Below are 16,405 nucleotides of genomic sequence, written 5' to 3' on the forward strand. Positions count from 1 at the left end.
AAGCGCTCTGCGCCGATCTTGGTCAGCGCCGCGGTCAGCGTGGTCTTGCCGTGGTCGACGTGACCGATGGTGCCGACATTGACGTGCGGCTTGGTGCGCTCGAACTTACCCTTTGCCATGGTGTTTTTACCTTCTAATTCGTAATTGGGGGACAAGGGACAGGGATGCGGGACTGGCTACGCCGCGTCCCGAATCCCGTCTCGCTAATCTCAGCTCTTCTTGATGACCGACTCGGCGATGTTGGCCGGCGCTTCGGCGTAATGGTCGAACTCCATCGAGAACGTGGCGCGACCCTGCGACATCGAGCGCAGCGTGGTGGCGTAGCCGAACATTTCGCCCAGCGGCACCATCGCGTTGATCACCTTGCCGGACGGACTGTCGTCCTGGCCCTGCAGGATGCCGCGACGACGGCTGACGTCGCCCATCACGTCGCCCAGATAGTCTTCCGGGGTCACGACCTCGACCTTCATGATCGGCTCCAGCAGCACCGGGCTGGCCTTGTTGAAGCCTTCCTTGAAGCCCATCGAGCCGGCGATCTTGAACGCCATTTCCGAGGAGTCGACGTCATGGTACGAACCGTCGATCAGGCGCACCTTGACGTCCACGATCGGGTAGCCGGCCATCACGCCGTTGGCCACCGCTTCCTGGATGCCCTTGTCCACAGCCGGGATGTATTCCTTCGGCACCACGCCGCCGACTATCGCATTCTCGAAGGTGTAGCCCAGGCCACGCTCCTGCGGCTCGATCTCGAGCACGACATGACCGTACTGGCCCTTACCGCCGGACTGGCGCACGAACTTGCCTTCCTGCTTGACCGCCTTGCGGATGGTCTCGCGGTAGGCCACCTGCGGCTTGCCGACGTTGGCTTCTACGTTGAACTCGCGCTTCATGCGGTCGACCATGATTTCCAGGTGCAACTCGCCCATGCCGCGGATGATGGTCTGGCCGGATTCTTCGTCGGTGTTGACGCGAAACGAGGGATCTTCCTGCGCCAGACGGCTCAGCGCGATACCCATCTTTTCCTGGTCCGACTTGGTCTTCGGCTCCACCGCCATCGAGATCACCGGCTCCGGGAACACCATGCGCTCCAGGATGATGATGTTGTCCTGCGCGCACAGCGTGTCGCCGGTGGTGACGTCCTTCAGGCCCACCGCCGCGGCGATGTCGCCCGCGCGCACTTCCTTGATCTCTTCGCGATTGTTGGAGTGCATCTGCAGGATGCGGCCCACGCGCTCCTTCTTCGACTTGACCGGGTTGTACACCTGGTCGCCGGAGTTCAGCGTGCCGGAGTAGACGCGGAAGAAGGTCAGCGAACCCACGAACGGGTCGGTCATGATCTTGAACGCCAGCGCCGAGAACGGTGCGGTGTCGGTGGCCGGACGGCTGTCTTCCTTGTCGTCCTCGTCGATACCCTTGACCGGCGGACGGTCGCTGGGCGACGGCAGTAGCTGGATCACGCCGTCGAGCATCGCCTGCACGCCCTTGTTCTTGAACGCGGTGCCGCAGTACACCGGCACCACTTCCACCTTCAGGGTGCGCTCGCGCAGGCCGCTGACGATTTCCTCTTCGGACAGCTCGCCCTCGTTGAGGTACTTGTCCATCAGCTCTTCGTTGGCTTCGGCCGCGGCCTCGATCATGAACGCGCGCGCCTCGACGGCCTTGTCGGCCAGATGGGCGGGGATCTCGCGGTATTCGAACACGGTGCCCTGCGAAGCGGTATCCCAATGGACCGCCTTCATCTTGATCAGGTCGACCACGCCCTCGAAGCCGTCCTCGGCGCCGATCGGCACCTGCATCGGTACCGGGTAGGCGCCCAGGCGCGACTTCAGCTGCTCGACGACCTTGTCGAAGTTGGCGCCGGTGCGGTCCATCTTGTTGACGAAGGCAAGACGCGGCACCGCGTACTTGTTGGCCTGGCGCCACACGGTCTCGGACTGCGGCTGCACGCCGCCGACCGCGCACAGCACGAACACCGCGCCGTCGAGCACGCGCAGCGAACGCTCGACTTCGATGGTGAAGTCGACGTGCCCGGGGGTGTCGATGATGTTGAAGCGGTGCTGCGGCAGCGACTTGTCCATGCCGCTCCAGAACGCGGTGGTCGCGGCGGAGGTGATGGTGATGCCACGCTCCTGCTCCTGCTCCATCCAGTCCATCGTCGCGGCACCGTCATGCACCTCGCCGATCTTGTGGCTGACGCCGGTGTAGAACAGGATGCGTTCGGAGGTGGTGGTCTTGCCGGCATCGATGTGGGCCATGATGCCGAAGTTGCGGTAACGCTCGATGGGAGTGTTGCGGGCCACAGGGAGCCTCTCAGAATTCTTGGATTGCGGATGGCCGAACGCCGCCTTGCGGCGGCCTTCGGATTTGTGCAGCGCTCAGCGGCGCCACTAGCAGCACATATAGATTGTGCTGACGGGCCTTGTTTCCAAGGCCCGGAAGGTCACCAGCGGTAATGCGCGAACGCCTTGTTCGCTTCCGCCATGCGGTGGGTTTCTTCGCGCTTCTTGATGGCGCCACCACGGTTTTCCGAGGCGTCGACCAGCTCGGCCGCGAGCTTGCGCGGCATCGAGTTCTCGCCGCGCTTGCGCGCCGAGTCGATCAGCCAGCGCATGGCCAGCGCCATGCGACGGGAGGAACGCACCTCGACCGGCACCTGGTACGTGGCACCGCCGACGCGGCGCGACTTGACTTCGACCGCCGGAGCGACGTTGTCCAGCGCTTTCTGCACCAGCTCGACCGCATTCGGGTTTTTCTCGCCGATGACGTCCATTGCGCCGTAGACGATCTTTTCGGCGACCGACTTCTTGCCGCTCAGCATCACCATGTTGATGAAACGGGCGATGGTTTCGCTGCCGTGCTTGGGATCCGGCAGGACGGTGCGCTGCGGAGTAGAACCTTTACGAGACATTGTGCTTTCCCTTAGCTCTTCGGACGCTTGGCGCCGTACTTGGAACGACCCTGGCGACGCTTGGCGACGCCGGCGGCATCGAGCGAACCGCGCACGGTGTGGTAGCGCACGCCCGGCAGATCCTTGACGCGACCGCCGCGGATCAGGACCACGGAGTGCTCCTGCAGGTTGTGGCCTTCGCCGCCGATGTAGCTGATGACCTCTTCCTGGTTCGTCAGGCGCACCTTGGCGACCTTACGCAGGGCCGAGTTCGGCTTCTTCGGGGTGGTGGTGTACACGCGCGTGCAGACGCCACGGCGCTGCGGGCACTTGTCAAGCGCCGGGGAGGCGCTCTTGTAGGTGGTCGCCTGCCGCGGCTTGCGGACCAGCTGGTTGATCGTCGCCATCAGTGGATTCTTCTGATTGAGGCCGTGGGGCCTGGATGCGTGAAAACGAAGGCAGGCCGAAGGACGGCCTGCCGAGACAGGAAAGTATAGCGGGCAAGTAAAAGCTCCGTCAACTCAACGGAAACTTAACTTGCTGGCCCCTCCTTGGCCGGTACGGGGCGCATCCGCTGCGCCCCTTGTCGCTTGGAACGATCGGCCCCGCGGACGGGGCCGATCCGGCTCACTCTTCGCTGCTGGCAGCCGCCGGTGCGGGCGTTTCGACCGCCGGCTCGGCGTTGCCGCCGGACAGGGTCTGCATTTCCGACTCGGTCAGGCCGCTGGAGTTGCGACGGCGCAGGCTGTGGTAGGCCAGGCCGGTGCCGGCCGGGATCAGGCGGCCGACGATCACGTTTTCCTTCAGGCCGCGCAGCGTGTCGCTGGTGCCGCGGACCGCCGCCTCGGTAAGGACGCGGGTGGTCTCCTGGAACGAGGCCGCCGAGATGAACGACTCGGTGGCCAGCGAGGCCTTGGTGATGCCCAGCAGCACCGGGTCGTACTTGGCCGGCAGCTCGTTGCGGGTGGCCAGGCGGGCATTTTCCTCGATGACGCGCTGGCGCTCGGCCTGCTCGCCGTTGAGGAACTTGCTGTTGCCCTGGTCGGTGATCTCGACCTTGCGCAGCATCTGCCGGGTGATGACCTCGATGTGCTTGTCGTTGATCTTCACGCCCTGCAGGCGGTACACGTCCTGGATTTCCTTGACCAGGTAGGCGGCCAGCGGCTCCACGCCGAGCAGGCGCAGGATGTCCTGCGGGCTCGGCTCGCCGTCGACCACGGTCTCGCCCTTGGCCACGTGCTCGCCTTCGAACACGATGATCTGGCGGTACTTCGGGATCAGCTCTTCGTGTTCCGAACCATCGGTGTCCTTGATGATCAGGCGCTGCTTGCCCTTGGTGTCCTTGCCGAAGCTGATGATGCCCGAGCGCTCGGCCAGGATCGCAGGATCCTTTGGCTTGCGCGCTTCGAACAGATCGGCCACGCGCGGCAGACCACCGGTGATGTCGCGGGTCTTGGACGCTTCCTGCGGGATCTTGGCGACCACGTCGCCCACGCCCACCGCCGCACCGTCCTGCAGGTTGACGATCGAGCGCGGCGGCAGCAGGTACTGCGCCGGCAGATCGGTGCCCGGGATGGTCAGGTCGTTGCCCTTGCCGTCGACGATGCGCACGATCGGGCGCAGGTCCTTGGCCTGGGTGCCGCGACGCTTCGGATCGGTGATCTCGCGCGAAGCCAGGCCGGTCAGATCGTCGGTCTTCTCGATGACGGTGACGCCGTCGATGAAGTCGATGAAGCGGATGAAACCGGCCACTTCCGACACGATCGGGTGGTTATGCGGATCCCAGTTGGCGACCGACTGGCCGGCCTTGACCGCGTCACCGTCCTTCGCGGTGATCGTGGCGCCGTAGGCCAGCTTGTAGCGCTCGCGCTCGCGGCCGTGGCCGTCGAGCACCGACAGTTCGCCCGAACGCGACACCGCCACCAGCGAACCGTTGGCGTGTTCGACCGATTTGAGGTTGTTGAACTTGATCGAACCGGTGGTCTTGACCGTGATGTTGTCCACCGCCGCCGCACGCGACGCCGCGCCGCCGATGTGGAAGGTACGCATGGTCAGCTGGGTACCGGGCTCGCCGATCGACTGCGCGGCGATGACGCCGACCGCTTCGCCGATGTTGACCAGGTGGCCACGCGCCAGGTCGCGGCCGTAGCAGCGGGCGCACACGCCGAACGAGGATTCGCAGGTGATCGTGGAGCGCACCTTCAGCGTCTGCACGCCGGCCTCTTCCAGCTTGGCCACCCACTGCTCGTCGAGCAGCGTGTTGCGGGTGACGATCGGATCCTCGTCGTTGCCCGGCAGGAACACGTCCTCGGCCACCACGCGGCCGAGCACGCGGTCGCGCAACGGCTCGACCACGTCGCCGCCTTCCACGATCGGGGTCATGGTCAGGCCGTCGGTGGTGCCGCAGTCCGGTTCGGTGATGACCACGTCCTGCGCCACGTCGACCAGGCGACGGGTCAGGTAACCGGAGTTCGCCGTCTTCAACGCGGTATCGGCCAGACCCTTACGCGCGCCGTGGGTGGAGTTGAAGTACTCCTGCACGTTCAGGCCTTCGCGGAAGTTGGCCTTGATCGGGGTCTCGATGATCGAGCCGTCCGGACGCGCCATCAGGCCGCGCATACCGGCCAGCTGACGGATCTGCGCCTGGCTACCACGCGCACCGGAGTCGGCCATGATGTACAGCGAGTTCATCGACTTCTGGTCGATGGTCTCGCCCTTGGCGTTGACCACCTTCTCGGTACCGATGGTGTCCATCATCGCCTTGGCGATGCGCTCGTTGGTGCGCGACCAGATGTCCACGACCTTGTTGTAGCGCTCGCCGGCGGTGACCAGGCCGGACTGGTACTGCTCCTGGATTTCCAGCACTTCCTGCTCGGCTTCGCCGAGGATGCCCTTCTTCTCCGACGGGATCAGCATGTCGTCGATGCCGATCGACACGCCGGCGCGGGTCGCGTAGGCGAAGCCGGTGTACATCAGCTTGTCGGCGAACACGACGCTGTCCTTCAGACCCAGCTGACGGTAGCTGGAGTTGATCAGGCGGCTGATGTTCTTCTTGGTCAGCTCGGTGTTGGCCAGCGCGAACGGCAGGCCCTCCGGCAGGATTTCGGCCAGCAGCGCGCGCCCGATCGTGGTGTCCACGATCGAGGTCTTCTTGCTGCGGTTGCCGTCCTCGTCGATCACCGTCTCGGTGATGCGGACCTTGACCTTGGCGTGCAGTTCCACCACGCGGTTGTCGTAGGCGCGCTTCACTTCGGCGATGTTGGCGAACACCATGCCCTCGCCCTTCTTGTTCTCCAGGGCGCGGCTCATGTAGTACAAGCCCAGCACCACGTCCTGCGACGGCACGATGATCGGCTCGCCGTTGGCCGGCGACAGGATGTTGTTGGTGGACATCATCAGCGCGCGCGCTTCCAGCTGCGCTTCCAGCGACAGCGGCACGTGCACGGCCATCTGGTCGCCATCGAAGTCGGCGTTGAACGCGGTACACACCAGCGGATGCAGCTGGATCGCCTTGCCTTCGATCAGCACCGGCTCGAACGCCTGGATGCCCAGGCGGTGCAGGGTCGGCGCGCGGTTCAGCAGCACCGGATGCTCGCGGATGACCTCTTCCAGGATGTCCCAGACTTCGGCTTCTTCGCGCTCGACCAGCTTCTTGGCGGCCTTGATGGTGGTGGCCAGGCCGCGACGCTGCAGCTTGGCGAACACGAACGGCTTGAACAGCTCCAGCGCCATCTTCTTCGGCAGGCCGCACTCGTGCAGACGCAGGGTCGGACCGACCACGATGACCGAACGGCCGGAGTAGTCCACGCGCTTGCCGAGCAGGTTCTGGCGGAACCGGCCCTGCTTGCCCTTGATCATGTCGGCCAGCGACTTCAGCGGGCGCTTGTTGGTGCCGGTGATGGCACGGCCGCGACGGCCGTTGTCCAGCAGCGCATCCACCGACTCCTGCAGCATGCGCTTCTCGTTGCGCACGATGATGTCCGGCGCATTGAGTTCGAGCAGGCGACGCAGGCGGTTGTTGCGGTTGATGACGCGGCGGTACAGGTCGTTCAGATCGGAGGTCGCGAAGCGGCCGCCGTCCAGCGGCACCAGCGGACGCAGGTCCGGCGGCAGCACCGGCAGCACGGTCATCACCATCCACTCCGGACGGTTGCCCGACTCGAGGAAGGCTTCGACCAGCTTGATGCGCTTGGTCAGGCGCTTGAGCTTGGTTTCCGAGCCGGTGCCGGCGATCTCTTCGCGCAGGCGGGTCATTTCCGACTGCAGGTCGATCGTGCGCAGCAGCTCGTACACCGCCTCGGCGCCCATTGCGGCGTCGAAGTCGTCGCCGTGCTCCTGGCGCGCGGTCAGGAACTGCTCTTCGGTCAGCAGCTGGCGGCGCTCCAGGGCGGTCAGGCCCGGCTCGGTCACCACGTAGGCTTCGAAGTACAGCACGCGCTCGATGTCGCGCAGGGTCATGTCCAGCATCAGGCCGATGCGCGACGGCAGCGACTTCAGGAACCAGATGTGCGCGACCGGCGAGGCCAGGTCGATGTGGCCCATGCGCTCGCGGCGCACCTTGGCCAGGGTCACTTCGGTACCGCACTTCTCGCAGACCACGCCACGGTGCTTCATGCGCTTGTACTTGCCGCACAGGCACTCGTAGTCCTTGATCGGGCCGAAGATCGCGGCGCAGAACAGGCCGTCACGTTCCGGCTTGAAGGTACGGTAGTTGATGGTTTCCGGCTTCTTCACTTCGCCGAAGGACCACGAACGGATCAGGTCCGGCGAGGCCAACGCGATCTTGATCGCGTCGAAGTCCAGCGTCTGGCGCTGCTGGTTGAAGAGGTTGAGCAGGTCTTTCATTGGGTATCTCCGGGTCGGAGGAATTTCGTATCGAGGACGGGGCGGGAAGGCTTACTGCGGGACTCGGGACTCGGGACTCGGAAAGCAAGAGCGCTCGCGCTTCTCGCTTTTCCGAGTCCCGGGTCCCGCGTCCCGGCTCCTTAGTCTTCCAGTTCCATGTTGATGGCCAGCGAGCGGATTTCCTTCACCAGGACGTTGAAGGATTCCGGCATGCCCGCGACCATCTCGTGCTCGCCGTCGACGATGTTCTTGTACATCTGGTTGCGGCCCTGCACGTCGTCGGACTTCACCGTCAGCATTTCCTGCAGGGTGTAGGCCGCGCCGTAGGCTTCCAGCGCCCAGACTTCCATTTCGCCGAAGCGCTGGCCGCCGAACTGCGCCTTGCCGCCCAGCGGCTGCTGGGTGACGAGCGAGTACGGACCGGTGGAGCGCGCGTGCATCTTGTCGTCGACCAGGTGGTTCAGCTTCAGCATGTGCATGTAGCCGACCGTGGTGTGGCGATCGAACGCCTCGCCGGTGCGGCCGTCGTACAGCTGGGTCTGGCCGCTGATCGGCAGGTCGGCGAGCTCGAGCATGTGCTTGATCTCCGCCTCCGTCGCACCGTCGAACACCGGGGTGGCCATCGGCACGCCGTCGGTCAGGTTGCCGGCCAGGCGCAGCAGCTCCGCGTCGCTGAACTGATCCAGGTCCACACGGTCCTCGCCCAGCTTCTGGTCGTGGTTGTAGATCTGGGTCAGGAACTTGCGCAGGTCGGCGACCTTGGTCTGCGCCTCGAGCATGTTCTGGATCTTGCGACCCAGGCCCTTGGCGGCCCAACCCAGATGCACTTCCAGCACCTGGCCGATGTTCATGCGCGACGGCACGCCCAGCGGGTTCAGCACGATGTCCACGGTCTCGCCGTTGGCCATGTACGGCATGTCCTCGATCGGCTGGATCATCGACACGACACCCTTGTTGCCGTGGCGACCGGCCATCTTGTCGCCGGGCTGGATGCGGCGCTTCACCGCCAGGAACACCTTGACCATCTTCAGCACGCCCGGGGCGAGGTCGTCGCCGGCGGTGATCTTGCCGCGCTTGTCGGCGAAGCGACGCTCGAATTCCTTCTCGTGCGCCTGGATCTGCTTCTGCGCGCGCTCGATCGCGTCCGACGGCTCCTCGTCCTTCATCCGCAGCGCGAACCAGTCGGCCTTCTTCAGCCCGTCCAGGTACGCGTCGGTGATGGTGTCGCCCTTCTTCAGGTTCGGACCGCCGTTGGCGACCTTGCCGATCAGCTGGGCGCGCAGACGCGCGTAGATCGCGCTTTCCAGGATGCGGAACTGGTCGTCGAAGTCCTTCTTGACCCGCTTGATCTCGTTTTCCTCGATCTGGCGGGCGCGCTTGTCCTTCTCGATGCCGTCGCGGGTGAACACCTGCACGTCGATGACGGTGCCGTCCATGCCCGGCGGCACGCGCAGCGAGCTGTCCTTCACGTCCGACGCCTTCTCGCCGAAGATCGCGCGCAGCAGCTTCTCTTCCGGGGTCAGCTGGCTCTCGCCCTTCGGCGTGACCTTGCCGACCATGATGTCGCCGGCGCGCACTTCGGCGCCGATGTACACCACGCCCGACTCGTCCAGGCGGTTCAGCGCCTGCTCGGACACGTTCGGGATGTCGGCGGAGATTTCCTCCGGCCCGAGCTTGGTGTCGCGCGCCACGCAGGTCAGCTCTTCGATGTGGATCGTGGTGTAGCGATCCTCTTCCACCACGCGCTCGGAAAGCAGGATGGAGTCTTCGAAGTTGTAGCCGTTCCACGGCATGAACGCGATCAGCATGTTCTGGCCCAGGGCCAGCTCGCCGATGTCGGTCGAGGGACCGTCGGCCAGCACGTCGCCGCGCGCGATCACGTCGCCCACATTGACCAGCGGACGCTGGTTGATGCAGGTGTTCTGGTTGGAGCGCGTGTACTTGATCAGGTTGTAGATGTCCACGCCGGCATCGGTGCCGCCGCCGATCTCTTCCTCGTTGACCTTGACCACGATGCGCGCCGCGTCGATCTGCTCGATCACGCCGCCGCGCTTGGCGTTGACGGTTACGCCCGAGTCGCGCGCCACGGCGCGCTCGATGCCGGTACCGACCAGCGGCTTCTGCGCACGCAGCGTCGGCACGGCCTGGCGCTGCATGTTCGCGCCCATCAGCGCGCGGTTGGCGTCATCGTGTTCCAGGAACGGCACCAGCGCCGCCGCGATGGACACGGTCTGCATCGGCGACACGTCCATGAAGTGCACCTCGGCCGGCGGCTTCAGCAGCGACTCGCCCTGGTAGCGGCACGGCACGAACTGCTCGGTCAGGCGGCTCTTGGAATCGTGCAGCGCGTTGGCCTGCGCGATCACGTACTCGTTCTCCTCGATCGCCGACAGGTACTCGACGTCGTCGGTGATCTGGCCGTCCAGCACCTTGCGGTACGGCGTCTCCAGGAAGCCGTACTGGTTGGTGCGGGCATACACCGCCAGCGAGTTGATCAGGCCGATGTTCGGGCCTTCCGGCGTCTCGATGGTGCAGACGCGGCCGTAGTGGGTCGGATGCACGTCGCGCACTTCGAAGCCGGCGCGCTCGCGGGTCAGACCGCCCGGGCCCAGCGCGGAGACGCGACGCTTGTGCGTCACTTCCGACAGCGGGTTGTTCTGGTCCATGAACTGCGACAGCTGCGAGGAGCCGAAGAACTCCTTGATCGCGGCGGCCACCGGCTTGGCGTTGATCAGTTCCTGCGGGGTCAGGCCTTCGGACTCGGCCATCGACAGGCGCTCCTTGACCGCGCGCTCGACGCGGACCAGGCCCACGCGGAACACGTTCTCGGCCATTTCGCCGACCGAACGCACGCGACGGTTGCCGAGGTGGTCGATGTCGTCGACCACGCCGCGGCCGTTGCGGATCTCGGTCAGGACCTTGATCACTTCCAGGATGTCGGAGCTGTCGGCGTGCTCGGCGACCAGACGCTTGGACTCTTCGTCGTTGCGCTCGCCGAAGTACTTCTTGTCGTACAGCACCGACTCGCCGGTGACTTCCTTGCGGCCGACACGGCGATTGAACTTCATGCGGCCGACCGTGGACAGGTCGTAGCGCTCGAAGGTGAAGAACAGGTTGTGGAACAGGTTCTGCGCGGCGTCCTTGGTCGGCGGCTCGCCGGGACGCATCATGCGGTAGATCTCGACCAGCGCTTCCAGCTGGGTCTTGGTCGGATCGATGCGCAGGGTGTTGGACAGGTACGGACCGCGATCCAGGTCGTTGACCCACAGGGTGCCCACGGCGTCGACGCCGGCCTTGCGGAACGCGGTCAGCTGATCTTCGCTGATCTCGTCGTTGGCGCTGGCCAGCAGTTCGCCGGTCGAGGCATCGACCACGTCGTGCGACAGGATGCGGCCGACCAGGTACTCGTCGGGCACGGCCAGCGCGGCGACGCCGGCGGCTTCCAGCTGCTTGACGTGGCGCGCGGTGATGCGCTTGCCGGCCTCGACGATGACCTTGTCGCCATCGGCCAGGTCGAAGTTCAGCGTCTCGCCGCGCAGGCGCTCGGGCACCAGCTCCAGCTGCACGCCTTCCTTGGGGTCGATGTGGAAGGTGTTGATCTCGAAGAACTCGGCCAGCATCTCTTCGTTCGAGTAGCCCAGCGCGCGCAGCAGGATCGACACCGGCAGCTTGCGGCGGCGGTCGATACGGGTGAACAGCGCGTCCTTCGGGTCGAACTCGAAGTCCAGCCAGGAACCGCGGTACGGAATGATGCGGGCGCTGTACAGCAGCTTGCCCGAGCTATGGGTCTTGCCGCGATCGTGGTCGAAGAACACGCCCGGCGAACGGTGCAGCTGCGAGACGATGACGCGCTCGGTGCCGTTGACGATGAAGGTGCCGTTGTCGGTCATCAGCGGGATCTCGCCGAGGTAGACCTCCTGCTCCTTCACGTACTTGATGGCCTTGGTCGACGACTCGCGGTCGTAGATCACCAGGCGCACGGTCACGCGCAGCGGGGCGCCGTAGCTCATGCCGCGCTGGCGGCATTCACGCTCGTCGAACACCGGGTCGCCCAGCTTGTAGCCGACGTACTCCAGGGCCGCGTTGCCGCTGTAGCTGGAGATCGGGAACACCGATTTCAGGGCCGCGTGCAGGCCGTGGTCCGAACGCTTGTTCGGCTCGGTGTTTTCCTGCAGGAACTCGCGGTAGGAATCCACCTGGATCGCCAGCAGGAACGGCACTTCGAGGATCGAGCGCTGCTTGCCGAAATCCTTGCGGATACGCTTCTTTTCGGTGAACGAATAAGACGTCATGAGGTATCACCTTGGCTGTGCGGGCCGCGCGTCCGCGGCCCTGAGTGAACATAAATTGTCAGTTGGAAGTCGCTGGTATTGCCGGCACCAGCACGCCTTCTCTTGCTACTTCCAACTACCAACTCGGTAAGGCCGAGACTGGGGATGACGGGATTCGGGATGGGCCAAACGAGCGCCATCGAATCCCCAATGCCGAATCTCTAATCCCGGCTTTGCAACAACGGCCAAAGGCCGGGGACTTGCGTCCCCAGCCTTCGATGCATCACCTGACACGCTGGCGATGCAAGATGCCGATTACTTGATTTCGACGGTCGCGCCGGCGGCCTCGAGATCCTTCTTGAACTTCTCGGAATCTTCCTTCGACACGGCTTCCTTGACGGTCTGCGGAGCACCCTCGACGAGGTCCTTCGCTTCCTTCAGGCCCAGGCCGGTGATGGCGCGCACGGCCTTAATGACTTCGACCTTCTTCTCGCCGACAGCCTTCAGGATGACGTTGAACTCGGTCTGCTCTTCGACCGGGGCGGCGGCAGCGGCCGGGCCGGCAGCGGCGACCGGGGCGGCGGCGGAGACGCCAAACTTCTCTTCGATGGCCTTGACCAGCTCCATCACTTCCATGAGGGACTTTTCGGCGATTGCGTCGACGATCTGTTCGTTAGACAGGGACATTGTGATTACCTTTGGAATTTTTTCTGGATGAGGTTCTAGTGAACCGTTTCAGGTGTCGCGAACTTAAGCCGTTTCGGCCGGGGCTTCTTCGGCTACGGCGGGGGCTTCTTCGCCACCACCGAGCTTGTCGCCCACTGCCTTGACCGCGCGGGCGAACATGCTCGCCGGCTCGGCGAGGACGCGTGCCAGCATGGCCAGCGCCTGCTCGCGGGTCGGCAGCGATGCCAGCACCTCGAGATGAGCGGCCGGATACAGCTGGCCACCCACAGACACGACCTTGGCCTGCAGCTTGTCGTTACCCTTGGCGAATTCCTTGATCAGACGACCGGCAGCGCCGGGTTCTTCCGTCGAGAACGCATACAGCAGCGGACCGACCAGCGCGTCCTGGACGCACTCGTATTCGGTACCGGCAACGGCACGCGAGGCCAGGGTGTTCTTGACAACACGCAAGTACACACCGGTTTCGCGCGCCTTCTTGCGCATCGCGGTCAGCTGGGCGACCGTGATGCCGGCGTACTCGGCAGCAACCAAGGAGTGAGCCTTCGCGGCAACGTCTGCCAGTTCGGCGACGACTTCTTGCTTCTGGGACAGATTGAGAGCCATTGCACTCCTCCGTTAAAGCAGAGAGTCGGGATTGGTGATTCGGGATTCGTCAGGAGCGATACCGCCGCCCTTGCCAATCCCCGATCGCGAATCGCGAATCCTCGCTTCAAACATACTCCGCTCACGGCTCCTGCCGCTTGCGGTCCTGGGCGGCCTCCATCCTGGATGCCGGGGACGCCGAATGGCATCCCAGTTGGTGGCCGTTCCAGACCTGGAGTGAGCGCGCCCGGGAAACCCGAGTCGGCTTGAACCAGAAAAACTCCAGAAAGGCGGCACCATCTACGCCGGCCCGTCCCCGAGAGGACTGGATTAAGCGATCCCGCTGTACCGACGGCGACTCCTTGCCATATCGAGCTTCCGTGCCCGTCGTCGGTATGCGCCGACCGCGCCTGCGGTCTTTGACGGCTTCGCCTCGGGTTGCCCCTCGGCGACGCCTTCAAAAGGGTGGAACCGGCGGCGCCCCTCGCGGAGCGCCGCCGTGTCGCGATTACTTCAGGGACAGCGAAGCCTGATCGACGGTGACGCCCGGACCCATGGTCGAGCTCACCGAGATCTTCTGCAGGTAGGTACCCTTCGAGGTCGCCGGCTTGGCCTTGACCAGGTCCATCAGCAGCGCCTGCAGGTTGTTCTTCAGCGCGTCGTCTTCGAAGCTGGCCTTGCCGATGGTGCAGTGGATGATGCCGGCCTTGTCGGTGCGGTAGCGCACCTGACCCGACTTGGCGTTCTTCACCGCTTCGGCCGGATTGGCCGACACGGTGCCGACCTTCGGGTTCGGCATCAGGCCGCGCGGGCCCAGCAGCGTGCCCAGCTTGCCGACGACGCGCATCGCGTCCGGGGTGGCGATGACCACGTCGTAGTTCAGGTCGCCGGCCTGCATCTTCTCGGCCAGGTCGTCCATGCCGACGGCTTCGGCGCCAGCGGCCAGGGCTTCGTCAGCCTTGGCGCCGGCCGGCGCGAACACCGCCACGCGCACGCTCTTGCCGGTACCGGCCGGCAGCACGGTGGAACCGCGCACCTGCTGGTCGGACTTCTTGGCATCCACGCCCAGGCGCACGGCCACGTCGACGGCCTCGACGAACTTGGCCTTGCTGGTGGACTTGATGATCTTCAGCGCTTCGTCGATCGAATACGCCTTGCCCGGCTGCACGGCAGCACGGATTGCTTTCTGTCGCTTGGTCTGTGCCATCGCTTAACCCTCCACCGTCAGGCCCATGCTGCGGGCGGAGCCCGCAATCGTACGCACCGCCGCTTCCAGCTCGGCTGCAGTCAGGTCGGCTTCCTTCGCCTTGGCGATCTCTTCGAGCTGCTTGCGGGTGACCTTGCCCACCTTTTCGGTGTTCGGGCGCTTGGAACCGGAGGTGACGCCTGCGGCCTTCTTCAGCAGCACGCTCGCAGGAGTGCTCTTGGTGATGAAGGTGAAGGTACGGTCCGAATAGGCCGTGATGATGACCGGAGTGGGCAGGCCCGGCTCCAGCTTCTGCGTGGCGGCATTGAACGCCTTGCAGAATTCCATGATGTTCAGGCCGCGCTGACCCAGCGCAGGACCGACCGGCGGCGAGGGGTTGGCCTGACCGGCCTTCACCTGCAGCTTGATGTAACCGACTACTTTCTTTGCCATTTTAGTGGTCTCCGGGTGCTAGCGCCCAACCTGCAGGCTCCCCATCGCGACGGGAAAATCACGTGTCCCGCCATCACGTTTGAAGTGCGCAGAAAGCCGCCTTGCGGCGGCTTCCGGTCCTGCCAGGCGACAAGCCTGGACAGCGAGCCGCGCAGTATAGCAGAGATTCTGGCGTCCGGCGCAGACGCGCCGGCGCGGGCTCAGGCCTTCTCGACCTGGCCGAATTCCAGCTCCACCGGGGTGGAGCGGCCGAAGATCAGCACCGCGACGCGCAGGCGGCTCTTCTCGTAGTTGACTTCCTCGACCACGCCGTTGAAGTCGTTGAACGGACCATCGGTGACCCGGACCATCTGGCCGGGTTCGAACAGCACCTTCGGACGCGGCTTCTCCACGCCATCCTGAACGCGCTGCAGGATCGCATCGGCCTCTTCGTCACGGATCGGCAGCGGGCGATCGGCAGTCCCGCCGATGAACCCCATCACCTTCGAGGTTTCCTTGACCAAGTGCCAGCTTTCGTTGTCGATGCGCGGGATACCGGCTTCTTCGTGGGTCTCGATCTGCACCAGCACGTAGCCCGGGAAGAACTTGCGCTCGGAACGGCGCTTCTGGCCGGAGCGCATCTCGATCACTTCTTCGGTCGGCACCAGCACGTCGCCGAAGCGCTCCTGCATCTCGTCACGCACAATGCGGTCGCGCAGCGCTTGGGCCACGGACTTCTCGAAGCCTGAATAGGCGTGAACGACATACCAACGCTTCACTGCTGCACTCTCCTCAACGACTCACGAACCACTGCATCAGCTTCTGGATCAGGAAATCGAACCCGCCCAGCAGCAGACTCAGAATGATCACCACCACGATCACGACCCAGGTGGTGCGGATCGCTTCCTGACGGGTCGGCCAGACCACCTTGCGCAGTTCGAACCGGGATTCGGAAATGAACTCGCGGGACTCGCGCCCCTTGGCGGTCAGCAGAAACACCGCGGCCGCAGCGACCAGGCCGACGATGACCGCCAGGCCACGCAACGGACCGGACCAGCTCCCCAACTGCGTCGCACGACTCGGCTCGCCGAACCAGAACCAGACAAACAGGCCAGCGACCACCAGCAGTGCAGCGATGACGTACTTGACGATATCGCCGCCTGAGGAAGCGGTGGTGCCTTTGGAATGCTCGATCTTGCTGTTCATCCGACTCTTGCGGCTATGCGACCAAGGTCACTGGATAGGGAGCGGCAGATTGGCACGCCAGGAGGGACTCGAACCCCCAACCTGCGGTTTTGGAGACCGCTGCTCTGCCAATTGAGCTACTGGCGTGTAGTAACGAACGCTGCACTTCCCTTAGACGGCGAAGGCGGACCGAAGGTTCCGGCCCGCCCTTCGCTGAACCCGACGGCCGAAGCCGCCTGCACATCGTCAAACTCCGGCGACCGAAGTCGCCGGAGCGGGCATTACTTGATGATCTTGGCGACCACGCCGGCGCCGACGGTGCGGCCACCT

12 protein-coding genes and 1 tRNA gene are annotated in these 16,405 nt (G+C 64.6%); all 13 read right to left on the reverse strand.

Annotated features, from left to right (window positions below; translation table 11 throughout):
- On the reverse strand, positions 1–119 hold a 119-nt coding region (locus VDQ83_RS18375; protein ID WP_049420184.1), incomplete at its 3' end, for a GTP-binding protein.
- 90 nt (positions 120–209) lie between these two features.
- Positions 210–2,300 (reverse strand): elongation factor G, encoded by a 2,091-nt coding sequence (gene fusA, locus VDQ83_RS18380; protein ID WP_455435990.1) that lies wholly within the window; start codon positions 2,298–2,300, stop codon positions 210–212.
- 140 nt (positions 2,301–2,440) lie between these two features.
- Positions 2,441–2,908, reverse strand: coding sequence for a 30S ribosomal protein S7 (gene rpsG / locus VDQ83_RS18385; protein WP_003469159.1), 468 nt, complete (start codon positions 2,906–2,908; stop codon positions 2,441–2,443).
- An 11-nt stretch (positions 2,909–2,919) separates the two neighbouring features.
- The gene (gene rpsL, locus VDQ83_RS18390; protein WP_003469157.1) at positions 2,920–3,294 is read right to left on the reverse strand and encodes a 30S ribosomal protein S12; all 375 of its coding nucleotides are present in this window, start codon (positions 3,292–3,294) and stop codon (positions 2,920–2,922) included.
- A gap of 220 nt (positions 3,295–3,514) precedes the next feature.
- Positions 3,515–7,732 carry a DNA-directed RNA polymerase subunit beta' gene (gene rpoC / locus VDQ83_RS18395; RefSeq protein ID WP_263397405.1) on the reverse strand — a complete coding sequence of 1,406 codons (4,218 nt, stop codon included), beginning with the start codon at positions 7,730–7,732 and terminating at the stop codon, positions 3,515–3,517.
- A gap of 140 nt (positions 7,733–7,872) precedes the next feature.
- The gene (gene rpoB / locus VDQ83_RS18400; RefSeq protein ID WP_263397404.1) at positions 7,873–12,024 is read right to left on the reverse strand and encodes a DNA-directed RNA polymerase subunit beta; all 4,152 of its coding nucleotides are present in this window, start codon (positions 12,022–12,024) and stop codon (positions 7,873–7,875) included.
- A 294-nt stretch (positions 12,025–12,318) separates the two neighbouring features.
- Positions 12,319–12,690 carry a 50S ribosomal protein L7/L12 gene (gene rplL / locus VDQ83_RS18405; protein ID WP_128421188.1) on the reverse strand — a complete coding sequence of 124 codons (372 nt, stop codon included), beginning with the start codon at positions 12,688–12,690 and terminating at the stop codon, positions 12,319–12,321.
- Positions 12,691–12,753: 63 nt separating this feature from the next.
- A complete protein-coding gene (rplJ, locus tag VDQ83_RS18410; protein WP_455435991.1) occupies positions 12,754–13,293 on the reverse strand; it encodes a 50S ribosomal protein L10 in 540 nt (179 codons plus the stop codon).
- 487 nt (positions 13,294–13,780) lie between these two features.
- Positions 13,781–14,479, reverse strand: a complete 699-nt coding sequence (gene rplA, locus VDQ83_RS18415) for a 50S ribosomal protein L1 (protein WP_179571231.1) — start codon at positions 14,477–14,479, stop codon at positions 13,781–13,783.
- 3 nt (positions 14,480–14,482) lie between these two features.
- Positions 14,483–14,911 (reverse strand): 50S ribosomal protein L11, encoded by a 429-nt coding sequence (gene rplK / locus VDQ83_RS18420; protein WP_145699993.1) that lies wholly within the window; start codon positions 14,909–14,911, stop codon positions 14,483–14,485.
- A gap of 200 nt (positions 14,912–15,111) precedes the next feature.
- Positions 15,112–15,669: a transcription termination/antitermination protein NusG gene (gene nusG, locus VDQ83_RS18425; RefSeq protein WP_185813745.1), complete on the reverse strand. Its 558-nt coding sequence runs from the start codon at positions 15,667–15,669 to the stop codon at positions 15,112–15,114.
- 13 nt (positions 15,670–15,682) lie between these two features.
- A complete protein-coding gene (gene secE / locus VDQ83_RS18430; RefSeq protein WP_263397403.1) occupies positions 15,683–16,096 on the reverse strand; it encodes a preprotein translocase subunit SecE in 414 nt (137 codons plus the stop codon).
- 50 nt (positions 16,097–16,146) lie between these two features.
- A tRNA-Trp gene (locus tag VDQ83_RS18435) sits at positions 16,147–16,222 on the reverse strand.
- Positions 16,223–16,405 lie beyond the last annotated feature (183 nt).

It is taken from the genome of Xanthomonas sp. WHRI 7945, assembly GCF_035026585.1.